Raw genomic sequence first — 12,961 nt, 5'->3', positions numbered from 1 at the left:
GCCGCTGTGAGCGGCCCGCCGGCGGCGGCTACCATCCGTCGGCCATGAGCCGAATGTCGAATGCGCGGGGACGGCTTCCCGGGGGCGCGGGCCTCGCGGCGGCGGGCCTCGCGGCGGGCGCGCTGGTGGCGCTCGGGTGGGCGCGCACCCGCCTGGTGGTCGTGACGGTCGACGGCGCGAGCATGCTGCCCACGCTGCGCGACGGCGACCGCGTGCTGGCGCGGCGCCGGCCCCTGCACCGGGTGCGGCGCGGGGACGTCGTGGTGCTGGAACCGCCCCCGGACGGCGCGTACCTGCCGGGTCCCGCGGGCCCGGACGGACGGACCTGGAACGTCAAGCGCGTGGCCGCGATCCCCGGGGACCCCGTGCCGCTGGGGATCGCCGGCGCGGGCGGCACGGTGCCGGATGGGGCGCTCGCGGTGCTCGGCGACAATCCCGACAGCGTCGACTCGCGGCAGCGGGGCCTGTACCCGGGGGACCGGTTGCTCGGCGTGGTGGTGCGCCGTCTGACCATCACGCCGGCGCCGCGTCAAGAGCGGGCGGCATGGCAGAAAGCACCAACGCCCGGCGGACCTTGATCGCAGAGTGCACAAGACGGGGACGGGCGGCGGCCGGCCCCTTGTCGGTGCGGATCGCCGGGGTTAGCTTCTGGGCCAGCGAGCGCTGATCATCTCGGCAGCGTGCGCCGGTCGGAACCCCGCAGCCGGCTCGGCCCGGCTCGACGTGAGGAGATCCCCCATGATCCGTGCAGTCAACCGCATCGGCGACCGCCTCCTCGGCAGGATGCTGCCGAAGACCACCGCCCGCGCCGAGGCCTGCTGGTGGACCTCCACGGGCATCCACTGCTGCATCTACGCCGGCAAGACGTACTGCCGCTGAGCCGGCGCGGCCACGGCCGGCCCGCCCCGAGGGACCATCGTTGCCCCATCTCGTCGCGAGCGTCGTCTTCGACGGCGTCCACTGCGCGCTCGACCTGCCGATGACGGCGGGCACGTGAACCGGGCGGAGCGGACGCCGCGGCGGACCGCGGCCGTGGCCGCGCTCGCCTGGCGGGCGCACCCCGGCGCGACCGCCGGGGCGGTCCTGCTCGCCGTTCTCACCGGGCTCGCGCCGGTCGCGACGGCGTGGCTGACGAAGGGCGTCCTGGACGCGCTCACCACCCACCGGAACCACGACGCCCTCCCCGCCCTCGCGGTGGGGCTCGCCGCCTGCGGGCTGTGCGTCGTCGTCCTGCCGCACGCCTCCACCTACGCGCAGGCCCAGTTGCGCCGGGCGGTGCGGGCCCTCGTCGCGGCCCGGCTGTTCGGGGCGGTCAACGCGCACGGCGGGCTGCGCCGCCTGGAGGACCCGGAGTTCCAGGACACGCTCCGGCTGGCGCACGAGTCCAGCCAGAACGCGCCGGACCGGCTGATCGTCGGGGGCCTGACCGTCGCGCAGGCGGCCATCACCATGGCGGGGTTCGTCGGCACGCTGCTGGTGATCAACCCGCTGCTGGTCGCGGTGATCTTCCTGGCGGCGCTGCCCGCGGTCCGCGTCCAGCTCGCGCTGAGCCGGGAGCGGGCCCGCACGATGTGGCGGATCAGCCCGGGGATGCGGCGGGAGATCTTCTACGGAGAGCTGCTGACCAGGCCCGAGGCGGCCAAGGAGGTGCGGCTGTTCGGGCTCGGCGACTTCTTCCGCGCCCGGATGCTGGACGAGGTCCTCGCCACCAACGCCGCCGAGCGGCGGGTCGACCTGAAGACCCTGCGCGGCCAGGGGCTGCTCGCCCTGGTCGGCGGGCTCGTCGCGGGCGGCGGGCTGGTGTGGGCCGTGCTCGCGGCCGCGTCGGGCGGCATCACGGCCGGCGACGTGACGATGTTCGTCGCGGCCGTCGCCGGGGTCCAGGCGGCGCTGACCTCCATCGTCGACCGGTGGGCGGACGCGCACAACGCCCTGCTGCTGTTCGGCCACTACACCGCGATCGTGGAGGCCGAGCCCGACATGCCGGTCCGGCCGGGCAGCCGGCCGGTCCCCGCACTGCGGCAGGGCATCGAGCTCCGCGACGTGTGGTTCCGCTACAGCGAGGACCACCCCTGGATCCTGCGCGGGGTCGACCTGCACATCCCGTGCGGCCGCAGCGTGGCCCTCGTCGGGGTGAACGGCGCCGGCAAGAGCACGCTCGTGAAGCTGCTGTGCCGGCTGTACGACCCGGACAAGGGCTCCGTCCGGTGGGACGGCGTCGACCTGCGCGACCTGGACCCGGCGCAGCTCCGCGAGCGGATCGGGGTCGTCTTCCAGGACTTCATGGAGTACGACCTCACCGCCGCCGAGAACATCATGCTCGGCGACCTGGCGTCCGGCGACGACCCGGACCGCATCCGGGAGGCCGCCGCCCGCGCCGGGGTCCACGACGCCCTGGAGGCGCTGCCGCGCGGTTACGACACGATGCTGAGCAGGATCTTCGCCGACCGCGACGAGGGCTCCGGCGTGGCCCTGTCGGGCGGGCAGTGGCAGCGCCTCGCGCTCGCCCGCGCGTTCCTGCGGCAGAGCCGCGACCTGCTCCTGCTGGACGAGCCGAGCTCGGGCCTGGACGCGGAGGCCGAGCACGCCGTCCACGCGTCCCTGCGCCGCCACCGCCGGGGCCGGACCAGCGTCCTCATCTCGCACCGGCTCGGCGCGGTCCGCGACGCGGACGTCATCGTCGTCCTCAGCGAGGGCAGGATCACCGAACGCGGGACCCACGACGAGCTGATGGCGCTGCAGGGGGAGTACGCCCGCCTTTTCACCCTCCAAGCCGACGGATACGCGAGAAGCTGACGAGCCGCCCCGGATAACGGCGGCCGAGCAGCGCGCAGATATTCGATGATGCGCACAATAGCGAAATGGCTACCGTGGCCAATGATAACCGCATTCCGGGTTATTTGGACGTTGCGGTGGTTTCGGCTACAGTGTGCCGGTGACGAACCTACGGAAGCGGATAATCGACGAGCTCGGCGTCAAGGCGTCCATTGTTCCGGCGGACGAGATCCGGGAGCGGGTCGCCTTCCTCAAGGACTACCTGCGGTCGACCTCGGCCAAGGGCTACGTCCTCGGGATCAGCGGCGGGCAGGACAGCACTCTGGTCGGCCGGCTGTGCCAGCTCGCCGCCGAGGAACTGCGGGCCGAGGGGCACGAGGCCACGTTCGTCGCGGTCCGGCTGCCGTACGGCGTCCAGGCGGACGAGCACGACGCGCGGGTCGCGCTGGAGTTCATCCGGCCCGACCGGTCGATCGCGGTGAACGTCAGGCCCAGCGCGGACGCCGTCGCGGGGGAGGCGGCGGAGGGCCTGCGCGAGCTGCTGGACGGCGAGCCGGTGCTGCGGGACTTCGTGCGCGGCAACATCAAGGCCCGCGAGCGCATGGTGATCCAGTACGCGATCGCCGGGCAGCTGGGCCTGCTCGTGGTCGGCACCGACCACGCCGCCGAGGCGGTGACCGGGTTCTTCACCAAGTACGGCGACGGCGGCGTGGACGCCACCCCGCTGACCGGCCTGACGAAGCGGCAGGGCGCGGCGCTGCTGCGGGAGCTGGGCGCGCCGCCGAGCACCTGGGAGAAGGTGCCGACCGCCGACCTGGAGGACGACCGGCCCGCGCTGCCCGACGAGGAGGCGCTCGGCCTGAAGTACAGCCAGATCGACGCCTACCTGGAGGGCGTCGACGTCCCCCCGGAGGTGGCGGAGAAGGTGGAGTCGGTCTACCTCGCGACCCGGCACAAGCGGACCGTCCCGGTCTCGCCGCTCGACGACTGGTGGCGCTGAACCGTCCTCAGCGGGTCGGCGCGGTGATGAGGAACGACACCGCGCCCTGGTCGTCGAGGCGGACGTCGAGGACCTTGTCGTGCAGGTACGCGGCCGCCGCGGAGTCCAGGAACACGCGGGCGCCCTCCGCCTCGACGACCTCGTCGGTCGAGGCGGGGCGCTCCGCCGGCGTCACGGCGAGGAGGGAGGCGTCGCCGTCGAGCGGCGCGATCCGCATGCCGGCACCGCCCGGCAGGCCCGGCCCGCACGACAGATTGCGGATGGCGCTGGCCGCCGTTCCCGTGACGATGAGCACAACGAACTCCTGAGCCTCGCTTGAACCAACCGGTGGCCATGAGTGCCGCATTTTGTCTACCCCGGGGTCTCCGCACCGAATCCGTGACGCGCGCCACGGGTAAGGGAAGGGCCTGACCAGCGATATTCGGGGGAGACGATGAGCGAGCCGACGGCCGGCGGCGGTGCCGGGGACGAGGAGCCGGAGAGCTCCCGGACGGAGGGCGGGGAGGACGCGTCCCGGCGCCGGAAGCGCCCGGACGAGGAGGAGGGCTTCTCGCCGACGTCCCCCGAGGGGCGGGGCGGCGCGCTCGAGGATCTGAGCCCCGACGACTTCGAATAGCGCCGGCGGGCACTCTGCCGCGTCGGCGCCTCCGGTGATTCCGGCCATTTCGCCGACGCTCCGTGAATCCAACGCGAAAAGGAGCGGACGGTTGTCCTACGACTACGCGCGCGCCATTCAGGACGTCATCGAGGAATCCATTCGCCCGCGGGCCGCCGAGGTCGACCGCGCCGGGGCCTTCCCCCGCGCGAACGTCGGCGCGCTGGCGGACGCCGGCCTGCTCGGCCTCATCAGCGCCGAGTCGGCGGGCGGGCGCGGCGAGGGACTCGGCGCGGCCGCGCACGTCGTCGAGCGGCTCGCGGGCGCCTGCGGGTCCACGGCGATGGTCCTGCTCATGCACTACGCCGCCACCGCGCTGATCGAGGCGCACGGGCCGAAGGACGTCCGGGAGGCGATCGCCGGGGACGCGCACCTCGGCACGCTCGCGTTCTCCGAGGCGGGCTCGCGCAGCCACTTCTGGGCGCCGCTCGGCACCGCCGCCGCGTCCGGCGACGGCGGGCGCGTGCGGCTCGACGCCGACAAGAGCTGGGTCACTTCGGCGGGCGAGGCGGACAGCTACGTCTGGTCGAGCCGACCGCTCGACGCCGACGGGCCGATGACGCTGTGGCTGGTGCCGCGGGACCGGGAAGGGCTGAGCGTCCTCGGCGCGTTCGACGGCCTGGGGCTGCGCGGCAACGCGTCCAGCCCGGTGAAGGCCGACGGCGTCCTCGTCGACCGGGAGGACATGCTCGGGCCGGACGGGGAGGGCCTGGAGATCGCCCTCGCGACGGCGCTGCCCCATTTCCTGGTCCTGAGCGCGGCGTTCTCGCTCGGGCTGATGGAGGCGCTCACCGCCGAGGCCGCCGCGCACCTGACCCGGACGAGGCTGGAGCATCTCGGGCGGACGCTGGCGGACCAGCCGATGCAGCGCGCCCGGTTCGCCGAGCTGCGGATCCGCACCGACCAGGTCCGCGCGTTCCTGCGCGACGCGCTCGCGGCGCTCGCCGGAGGGCGCGAGGACGCGACGCTGCGCGTCCTGGAGGTCAAGGCCGTCGCCGCCGAGGCGGCGTCCGAGGTCGCGGACGCGACGATGCGGCTGTGCGGCGGCGCGGCGTTCCGCAAGGAGTGCGGCGTCGAGCGGCTGTTCCGCGACTCGCTCGCGGCCCGGGTCATGGCGCCGACCACGCAGGCCCTGCACGACTTCGTCGGGCGGGCGAGCCTCGGCATGCCGCTCTTCGAGGGGGCCTCGGGATGACGCTGCTGATGGGCGCCGTCGCCTACGACCCCAAGGTCGTCACGATCTGGGCGGGGTTCCGGGCCTGGTTCGCCCGGCAGGGGCTCGACGTCGACTTCGTCCTCTACTCCCACTACGAGCGGCAGGTGGACGACCTGGTCGCGGGACGCGTCGACGTCGCGTGGAACTCGCCGCTGGCGTGGGTCCGCGCCCGCCGCCTGGCCGGCGAACGGCTCGAACCGCTCGTCATGCGGGACACCGACCAGGACCTGACCTCGGTGGTCGTCGTCCGGGAGGACTCCCCGTACAAGGACGTCGCCGACCTCAAGGGCGAGACGGTCGGGACCGGCGCGATCGACTCGCCGCAGGCCACGCTGCTCCCGTCCGCGCTGCTGCGCGAGCACGGGCTCCGGCCCGGGGAGGAGGTCGCGGTCCGGCGGTTCGACGTCGGGGTCGGGCTGCACGGCGACCACGTCGGCGGCGAGCGTGCCGCGGCGCGCGCGATGATGTCCGGCGACGTCGCGGCGGCGTGCATGGTCGACTCCTGCCACCTGCTGTTCGTGCGGGAGGGCACGCTGCCCCCGGGCGGCACCCGGGTGATCGGCCGGACGCGTCCCTACGACCACTGCACCATGACCGCCGCCCGTGCAACGCCCGAGACGGACCGGTTCCGGGACCTGCTGCTGTCGATGGACGCGTCCGACCCCGACGTCCGGACCCTCTTCGACCTCGAAGGGCTCACCGCCTGGCGCCCCGCGCGGACCGGCGGCTACGCGCTCCTCGAACGGGCCGTGGACGACGAGGGGTTCTACGATGCGGCCGGCGCGATCACCGCGCCGGGCTACCGGCCTTGACCGACCCCGTCCTCGACCTCGAGGACCTGGGCTTCGAGAGCGGCGCGCACCTGCTCGTGCAGCGGGCGCTCGGCGACCTGCCGCCGGGCGCGCGGCTCGGCGTCCGGGGCCGCGACCCGCTGCTCGACGCGCACCTGCGCGCGTGGTGCCGTCCGCGCGGCCATACCGTCGCGGCGGGCGAGGAACCCGTGCTCGCCTGGATCGTCCCGGGAGGCACCGACCGCTGGGCGCGCGCGGAACGCGCGGGCGGCGCGGGGGGACCGGACGGCGTCGTCGCGGCGGCGCCCGCGCACTGGGGCCTGGCCGCCCGGGGCGCGCTCGTCGAACCCGGCGGTCCGGAACCGGCGTTCGACCTCGCCGAGCGCGACGTGGTCTGGGCGGAGATCGCCCCCGCGCTCTACGCGCACGCCGCGTCCGCGCAGTGGGACCCGGCGACCGCCGTCCCGTGGGACGCCCCTTTCACCCTGCCGCCCGACATCGAGCGGGCCGTCGTCCAGGTGATGACCTACCTCGTGGAGAACGAGCAGGCCGCGCTCGTCGTCCCGGCCCGGCTGCTCGCCCGGGTCCACCCGCACTTCCGCGAGGTCGTGCAGCTCCTGGCGGTCCAGGCGTCGGACGAGGCCCGGCACGTCGAGGTGTTCGCGCGGCGCGCGGCGCTCCGCGGGGGGCCGCTCGGCACGTCCGCCGCCGGCGGCCGCGCGTCCCTCGCCACCCTGCTCACCGAGCCCGACTTCTCGCTGGCGTCCTTCCTGCTGTCGGTGCTGGGCGAGGGCACCTTCCTCACCCTGCTCGCGTTCCTCGACCGGCACGCCCCCGACCCGGTGACCCGGCGGGCGGTCCGCCTCGCCCGGCAGGACGAGGCCCGGCACGTCGCGTTCGGCGTCGCGCACCTCCGGCACCGGACCGAGGCCGATCCGCGCTTCCGGTCGCGGCTCCGGGCGGCGGTCGAGCGCCGCCACGACGCCCTCGCCGCGTCCACCGGCCTCAACCAGGACGTCTTCGACGCGCTGGTCCTCCTCGCCGCCGGCGAGTGGTCGCCGCGGGCCGTCCGGCGCGGGCACGCCGCCGTGCTCGACCTGCGGAGGGAGATGGACGAGGGGCGCCGGCGCCGCCTGGCCCACCTCGGCTTCCCCGACGGCGAGGCCGCCGAGCTGTCCGCCCTGCACACCCGCAACTTCATGTAGCCCGCCGGTGCCGGGCCACGGCCCGTCAGCCTCCGGCGACGGCGACGATCAGGAGCAGGACGACCAGCAGGAGCGGGACGAGCGCGCCGATGATGGCGATCGGGCGGGACATCAGCGGCGGGCCGGGATCGGCGGGGCGGCGGTGCGGGCCGCCGTCGGGCGGCGGCATCGGCGGCGCCAGGGAGGCGACCTTGCCGCGCCGGGTGAGGTTGATCAGCACGGTGATCGGCGTCGCGGCGAAGGAGACGTAGCCCCACCAGCCGCCGATCAGGGTCTTCGCCGTCATGTCCCGGAACACCGCCAGGCCGCAGTCCCGGCAGAACGGTCCCTTGGTGTGCAGGAACGACATGATCAGGATCATGCCGCGGTGGCCGCGGAAGGTGGTGTCGACCGCCGGGACGCAGCCGCAGAAGCGGCATTGGGTCCCGTAGTGCGCGGTCTGCTGCGCACCGTGGGGCAGGGGCTGGCCGGGCGCCGCGCCGTACGGCGTCTGCTGCGGAGGCGGCGCGTACGGGGCCGGCTGCTGACCGGCGTAGGGCTGGCCGCCATACGGCTGACCGGGATGAGGCGCACCACCATAGGGCTGCCCGCCATACGCTTGCCCGCCGTTCGGCTGACCGCCATAGGGCTGGCCGCCATACGGCGCACCAGCGTAAGGCTGACCGGCGTAGGGCGTCTGCTGGGGAGCGCCGTAGGGGGATCCGCCGTTTCCGTACGGCGTTTGGTCCGATGGTGGCTGCACAGCCGCCGCCTCCGCTCTTCAAGGGGGTCGGCTGATCTTGCCATGGGAACGCCGTCCGGGGCGGCGATTCGGGCGGCGGCGCCCGGCCCCTCGTCAGGAGAGGGCGCGCCAGGTGTCGGTGAGGGTGGTGCGGAACTGGCCGACCTGGCGGGACGTCAGGTCGCGGATCATCCGCTCCTCCAGCTCACCGACGGGCCCGGCGAGATCGTCCAGCAGGGCGCGTCCGGCGGCGGTGAGCAGGATGAGCAGCTCGCGCCGGTTCGCGGGGTTGCGCTCGCGGCGGACGAGGCCGCGGGTCTCCAGGGCGCGGACCATGTCGGCCATCGACTGCGCGGTGACGAACGAGTCGCGGGCGAGCTGGGCGGCCGACAGCCCGTCGTGCCGCTCCAGGACGGTGAGCGCCGTGTACTGCAGCGCGGTGATGCCGGCGGGCCTGACCAGCTCCTCCAGCCGCGACCGGACGAGCAGCTCCAGCCGCTTGACCAGGTACAGCAGCGACGGCGGCGACTTGCCGGCGGTCGTCGGCGGCGGGCTGTCGGTCATCGGCTCTCCCTGGTCGCGCGGCACGCGTCCAGGGTAGGGCATTGACAGGAAACCTGTTGAATGTGAACACTGGCCATCAACAGGATTCCTGTCGATTGTGGGGAGCTATGGAACTGGACGGGAAGGTCGTCGTCGTCACCGGGAGCGGGCGCGGCCTCGGCCTCGCCTACGCCGAGGCCCTGGCGGCCGCCGGCGCCTCGGTGGTGGTCAACGACGTGGACCGGGACGCGGTCGACGCGGCGGTCGCGAAGATCACCGCGGCGGGCGGCACCGCGACCGGCGTCGTCGCGGCGGTCGGCGGCACCGAGACCGCCGACGAGCTGGTCGGCACGGCCGTCCGGGAGTTCGGCCGGCTCGACGTGCTGATCACCAACGCGGGCATCCTGCGGGACCGGGTGCTGTGGAAGATGACCGACGACGACTTCGACGACGTCGTCCGCGTCCACCTGCGCGGCACCTTCACCTGCGCCCGCGCGGCGGCGGCCCGGATGCGCGAGCAGGGCACGGGCGGGCGGCTGATCCTCATCTCCTCCCCGGCCGGGCAGCGCGGCAACTTCGGCCAGACCAACTACGCCGCCGCCAAGGCGGGCATCGCGGCGATGGCGCGCACCTGGGCGATGGAGCTGGCCCGTGCGAACATCACCGTGAACGCGGTCGTGCCGGTCGCGGCGACCGAGATGACCAAGACGATCCCCGCGTTCGGCCCGGTCATCGAGGAGTCCGAGCGCACGGGCGAGCCGCTGCCGGACTGGCTGCGCAAGGACGAGGGCCTCGGCACCGTCGAGGACGTCACGGGCCTGGTCGTCTTCCTGGCCTCGGACGCGTCCAAGGACGTCACCGGGCAGGCGATCGGGATCGGCGGCGACCGGCTGGCGCTGTGGGCGCACCCGAAGGAGAAGGCGGTCGCGTTCGCCGACGGCGGCTGGAGCGCCGAGGCGATCGCCGAAGAGTGGAGCACGGGCGTGGGCGCCGAGCCGGAGACCTACGGCATGCCCGCGCCGAAGGCACCGGAGGACTGACATGGCCGACCTCACGATCGACGTCGACGCGCTGACCGCGATCGACGTCCACACCCACGCCGAGATCAGCAAGGACGGGCACGGCTCGCTGAGCCCGGAGCTGTTCGGCGCGTCCGAGGAGTACTTCAAGGCGCACGGGCACCGCCAGCCGACCATCCCCGAGATGGCCGCCTACTACCGCGAGCGCAGCATGGCGGCCGTCGTCTTCACGGTCGACGCCGAGCACGCCACCGGCTGGCCGCGCATCGCCAACGAGGAGGTCGCCGAGAGCTGCGTCGAGCACCCTGACGTCCTGATCCCGTTCGCCAGCGTCGACCCGCACAAGGGGAGGGCGGGCGTGCGCGAGGCGCGGCGGCTCGTCGAGCAGTACGGGGTGCGCGGGTTCAAGTTCCACCCGAGCATCCAGGGCTTCGCGCCGAACGACCCGCTCGCGTACCCGCTGTACGAGGCGATCGAGGAGCTGGGCGTCCCGGCGCTGTTCCACACCGGGCAGACCGGCATCGGCGCCGGCGTCCCCGGCGGCGGGGGCATCCGGCTGAAGTACTCGAACCCGATGCTCGTGGACGACGTCGCCGTGGACTTCCCCGAGCTGCGGATCATCCTGGCGCACCCGTCGTTCCCCTGGCAGGACGAGGCCCTCGCCGTCGCCAACCACAAGCCGTACGTGTACATCGACCTGTCCGGCTGGTCGCCGAAGTACTTCCCGCCGCAGCTCGTCCGGTACGCCAACAGCCTGCTGAAGGACAAGGTGCTGTTCGGCTCGGACTACCCCGTCATCACCCCGGACCGCTGGCTCGCCGACTTCGCGAAGCTGGAGATCAAGCCCGAGGTCCGCCCGAAGATCCTCAAGGACAACGCCGCCCGGCTGCTCGGGCTCACCGGCAAGGAGAACGCATGATCACCGTCACCGGTCTCGACGAGATCAAGGCCCTGGCCGGCAAGGACCTCGGCCACAGCCGCTGGCTCGACATCACCCAGGACCGGGTGAACACCTTCGCCGACGCCACCGACGACCACCAGTGGATCCACACCGACCCCGAGAAGGCCAAGGACGGCCCGTTCGGCGCGGCCATCGCGCACGGCTACCTGACGCTGTCGCTGGTCATCCCGCTGTTCAACGACCTGCTCGGCATCCAGGGCACGAAGATGAGCATCAACTACGGCCTGGAGAAGGTCCGGTTCCCGAGCCCCGTCCGCGTCGGTTCGAGGATCCGGCTCGCCGGCCGGGTCGCCGACGTGACCGACGTCCCGGGGAACGGCGTGCAGATGGTCTGCGACTTCACCGTCGAGATCGACGGCGAGGCCAAGCCCGCCTGCGTCGCCCAGGCCGTCTACCGCCACTACGCCTGACCGCCCTTCCCGCCCGCCCGCCCCGGCCCCGATCGGGCCGCGCGGCCGGCCATCCGCAAACGCTGCTCAGCAAGAGGAGTGAAACACCGTGGTGAACGCAGGACTCGGGGGATGGCCGGCCAGGCGGGCCGCGATGTCGCCCGGCCGCACCGCCTTCGTCTTCCGGGACCGCCCGACGACGTACGGGGAGGTCCACGACCGGACGGCGCGGCTCGCCGGCCGGCTGCGCGCCGCCGGCGTCGGCAAGGGCGACCGGGTCGCCTACCTCGGGCCGAACCATCCGGCGTTCGTCGAGACGATGTTCGCCGCGCACGTGCTCGGCGCCGTCTTCGTCCCGCTGAACTTCCGGCTCGCCGCGCCGGAGATCGACTACATGCTCGGCGACAGCGGCGCGTCCGTGCTGGTCTACGCCCCCGAATGCGCGTCGGTCGTCCGCGCGGCCGAGCGGGCGCCCGCCACCGTCGTAGCGGTCGGCGAGCCCGCCGAGGGCGAACCCGCCTACGAGGAGTGGCTCGCGGGCGGCGACCCGGTCCCGACCGACACGGAGGTCACGCTCGACGACGTGGCGTGCATCCTCTACACCTCCGGCACCACCGGACGTCCCAAGGGCGCGATGCTCACCCACGGGAACCTCGTCTGGAACTGCTACAACCTGCTCGTCGGCGTGGACGTCGCGGGCGACGAGGTGACGCTGGTCAGCGCGCCGCTGTTCCACGTCGCGGCGCTGAACCAGTGCCTGCTGCCGACGTTCCTCAAGGGCGGATGCTCGGTCATCATGCCGTCCTGGGACGTCGAGGAATGCCTCGACCTCATCGAGCGGCACCGCGTCACCTGGATGTTCGGCGTCACCGCCATGTTCGCCGCGCTCGCGCAGTCACCGCGCTGGGACGGCGCCGACCTGTCGTCCGTCCGCAGCCTGATGTCCGGCGGCGCGCCGGTGCCGACCGGGCTGATCCACACCTACCAGGAGCGCGGCCTCGTCTTCTGCCAGGGCTACGGCCTCACCGAGACGGCGCCGGGCGCGACGTTCCTCGAAGCCGCGCAGAGCGAGCGCAAGGCCGGGTCGGCGGGAGTGCCGGTGTTCTTCACCGGCGTCCGTTGCGTGCGCCCCGACCTGACGGACGTGGAGCCCGGCGAGCCCGGCGAGGTCGTCATCAAGGGGCCGAACGTCACGCCGGGCTACTGGAACGCCCCCGACGCGACCGCGTCCGCGTTCACCGACGACGGCTGGTTCCGCTCCGGCGACATCGCCCACGTCGACGACGAGGGCTACTTCTACATCGTCGACCGGGTGAAGGACATGTTCATCTCCGGCGGCGAGAACGTCTACCCGGCGGAGGTCGAGAACGCGATCTTCGAGCACCCGGCCGTCGCCGAGGCCGCGGTGATCGGCGTCCCCGACGCCCGGTGGGGCGAGGTCGGCCGGGCCTTCGTCGTCACCGCCCCCGGCGCCGCGCTGGACCTCGCCGAACTGCGGGAGTTCCTCGCCGGCCGCCTCGCCAGGTACAAGATCCCCGTGTACCTGGACGTGGTCGACGACCTGCCCCGCACCGGCTCCAACAAGGTGCAGAAGGCCCGCCTCCGAGACCTCCCCCTCCCACCCCCGGCCCGTTGACGTGCGGCGGGGGGCGGGCCCCCACCGCGGCCGAGCCGCCGACGCCCCCC

Annotated in this window: 15 protein-coding genes; 12 read left to right on the top strand and 3 right to left on the bottom strand. The window is 73.7% G+C overall.

The genetic code is table 11. From position 1 onward, the window contains the following. The 4 genes from ABZ914_RS34030 to nadE all read left to right on the top strand — a co-directional run. On the top strand, positions 1-578 hold a 578-nt coding region (locus ABZ914_RS34030), incomplete at its 5' end, for a S26 family signal peptidase (RefSeq protein ID WP_500198292.1). Between the two features lie 160 nt (positions 579-738). Next, the gene (locus ABZ914_RS34025; RefSeq protein ID WP_208265844.1) at positions 739-879 is read left to right on the top strand and encodes a hypothetical protein; all 141 of its coding nucleotides are present in this window, start codon (positions 739-741) and stop codon (positions 877-879) included. A gap of 114 nt (positions 880-993) precedes the next feature. After that, positions 994-2,796, top strand: a complete 1,803-nt coding sequence (locus tag ABZ914_RS34020) for an ABC transporter ATP-binding protein (protein ID WP_500198290.1) — start codon at positions 994-996, stop codon at positions 2,794-2,796. A 139-nt stretch (positions 2,797-2,935) separates the two neighbouring features. Next, complete coding sequence (nadE, locus tag ABZ914_RS34015; protein ID WP_500198289.1) at positions 2,936-3,775, top strand: NAD(+) synthase; 840 nt, start codon at positions 2,936-2,938, stop codon at positions 3,773-3,775. A 7-nt stretch (positions 3,776-3,782) separates the two neighbouring features. On the opposite strand, the gene ABZ914_RS34010 is transcribed toward nadE, so the two are convergent. Then, complete coding sequence (locus ABZ914_RS34010) at positions 3,783-4,070, bottom strand: Fe-S cluster assembly protein HesB (protein WP_190868478.1); 288 nt, start codon at positions 4,068-4,070, stop codon at positions 3,783-3,785. Between the two features lie 138 nt (positions 4,071-4,208). Between ABZ914_RS34010 and ABZ914_RS34005 the strand changes: the two genes are divergently transcribed. From ABZ914_RS34005 to ABZ914_RS33990, 4 genes are all read left to right on the top strand, one after another. Further along, positions 4,209-4,391: a hypothetical protein gene (locus tag ABZ914_RS34005; protein ID WP_190868477.1), complete on the top strand. Its 183-nt coding sequence runs from the start codon at positions 4,209-4,211 to the stop codon at positions 4,389-4,391. Positions 4,392-4,482: 91 nt separating this feature from the next. Further along, positions 4,483-5,625 (top strand): acyl-CoA dehydrogenase family protein, encoded by a 1,143-nt coding sequence (locus ABZ914_RS34000; RefSeq protein ID WP_500198288.1) that lies wholly within the window; start codon positions 4,483-4,485, stop codon positions 5,623-5,625. Beyond that, on the top strand, positions 5,622-6,458 hold the full coding sequence (locus ABZ914_RS33995) for a phosphate/phosphite/phosphonate ABC transporter substrate-binding protein (RefSeq protein ID WP_500198286.1): 837 nt from the start codon (positions 5,622-5,624) through the stop codon (positions 6,456-6,458). Before ABZ914_RS34000 ends, ABZ914_RS33995 begins: the two co-directional genes overlap by 4 nt. Beyond that, positions 6,455-7,642 (top strand): hypothetical protein, encoded by a 1,188-nt coding sequence (locus ABZ914_RS33990; protein ID WP_500198285.1) that lies wholly within the window; start codon positions 6,455-6,457, stop codon positions 7,640-7,642. The genes ABZ914_RS33995 and ABZ914_RS33990 overlap by 4 nt, the downstream gene beginning before the upstream one ends. Before the next feature lie 25 nt (positions 7,643-7,667). Here the strand turns inward: ABZ914_RS33990 and ABZ914_RS33985 are convergent, their stop codons facing one another. After that, positions 7,668-7,991, bottom strand: a complete 324-nt coding sequence (locus ABZ914_RS33985) for a hypothetical protein (RefSeq protein ID WP_500198283.1) — start codon at positions 7,989-7,991, stop codon at positions 7,668-7,670. Positions 7,992-8,477: 486 nt separating this feature from the next. Then, positions 8,478-8,927 (bottom strand): MarR family winged helix-turn-helix transcriptional regulator, encoded by a 450-nt coding sequence (locus ABZ914_RS33980; protein WP_500198282.1) that lies wholly within the window; start codon positions 8,925-8,927, stop codon positions 8,478-8,480. Positions 8,928-9,034: 107 nt separating this feature from the next. Here ABZ914_RS33980 and ABZ914_RS33975 point away from each other — a divergent pair, with 107 nt between their 5' ends. The 4 genes from ABZ914_RS33975 to ABZ914_RS33960 all read left to right on the top strand — a co-directional run bounded on the left by ABZ914_RS33975 (position 9,035) and on the right by ABZ914_RS33960 (position 12,911). Continuing rightward, on the top strand, positions 9,035-9,946 hold the full coding sequence (locus ABZ914_RS33975; RefSeq protein ID WP_500198281.1) for an SDR family oxidoreductase: 912 nt from the start codon (positions 9,035-9,037) through the stop codon (positions 9,944-9,946). Positions 9,947-9,962: 16 nt separating this feature from the next. Continuing rightward, positions 9,963-10,844, top strand: a complete 882-nt coding sequence (locus ABZ914_RS33970) for an amidohydrolase family protein (protein WP_500198294.1) — start codon at positions 9,963-9,965, stop codon at positions 10,842-10,844. Then, positions 10,841-11,296 (top strand): MaoC family dehydratase, encoded by a 456-nt coding sequence (locus ABZ914_RS33965; protein ID WP_190868470.1) that lies wholly within the window; start codon positions 10,841-10,843, stop codon positions 11,294-11,296. Before ABZ914_RS33970 ends, ABZ914_RS33965 begins: the two co-directional genes overlap by 4 nt. An 88-nt stretch (positions 11,297-11,384) precedes the next feature. Next, positions 11,385-12,911, top strand: coding sequence for an acyl-CoA synthetase (locus ABZ914_RS33960; protein ID WP_500198279.1), 1,527 nt, complete (start codon positions 11,385-11,387; stop codon positions 12,909-12,911). Positions 12,912-12,961 lie beyond the last annotated feature (50 nt).

This window comes from Spirillospora sp. NPDC046719 (assembly GCF_040645715.1).
Lineage (GTDB): Bacteria > Actinomycetota > Actinomycetes > Streptosporangiales > Streptosporangiaceae > Spirillospora.
This window is presented reverse-complemented; position numbering and strand designations above follow the sequence as displayed.

Bases quoted from the DNA above. Each gene is read 5' to 3' on its own strand.
- ABZ914_RS33985 (WP_500198283.1), bottom strand. From the start codon at position 7,991: ATGTCGTTCCTGCACACCAAGGGACCGTTCTGCCGGGACTGCGGCCTG.
- ABZ914_RS34005 (WP_190868477.1), top strand. From the start codon at position 4,209: ATGAGCGAGCCGACGGCCGGCGGCGGTGCCGGGGACGAGGAGCCGGAG.
- ABZ914_RS34025 (WP_208265844.1), top strand. From the start codon at position 739: ATGATCCGTGCAGTCAACCGCATCGGCGACCGCCTCCTCGGCAGGATG.
- ABZ914_RS33995 (WP_500198286.1), top strand. From the start codon at position 5,622: ATGACGCTGCTGATGGGCGCCGTCGCCTACGACCCCAAGGTCGTCACG.
- ABZ914_RS33975 (WP_500198281.1), top strand. From the start codon at position 9,035: ATGGAACTGGACGGGAAGGTCGTCGTCGTCACCGGGAGCGGGCGCGGC.
- ABZ914_RS33965 (WP_190868470.1), top strand. From the start codon at position 10,841: ATGATCACCGTCACCGGTCTCGACGAGATCAAGGCCCTGGCCGGCAAG.
- ABZ914_RS33980 (WP_500198282.1), bottom strand. From the start codon at position 8,927: ATGACCGACAGCCCGCCGCCGACGACCGCCGGCAAGTCGCCGCCGTCG.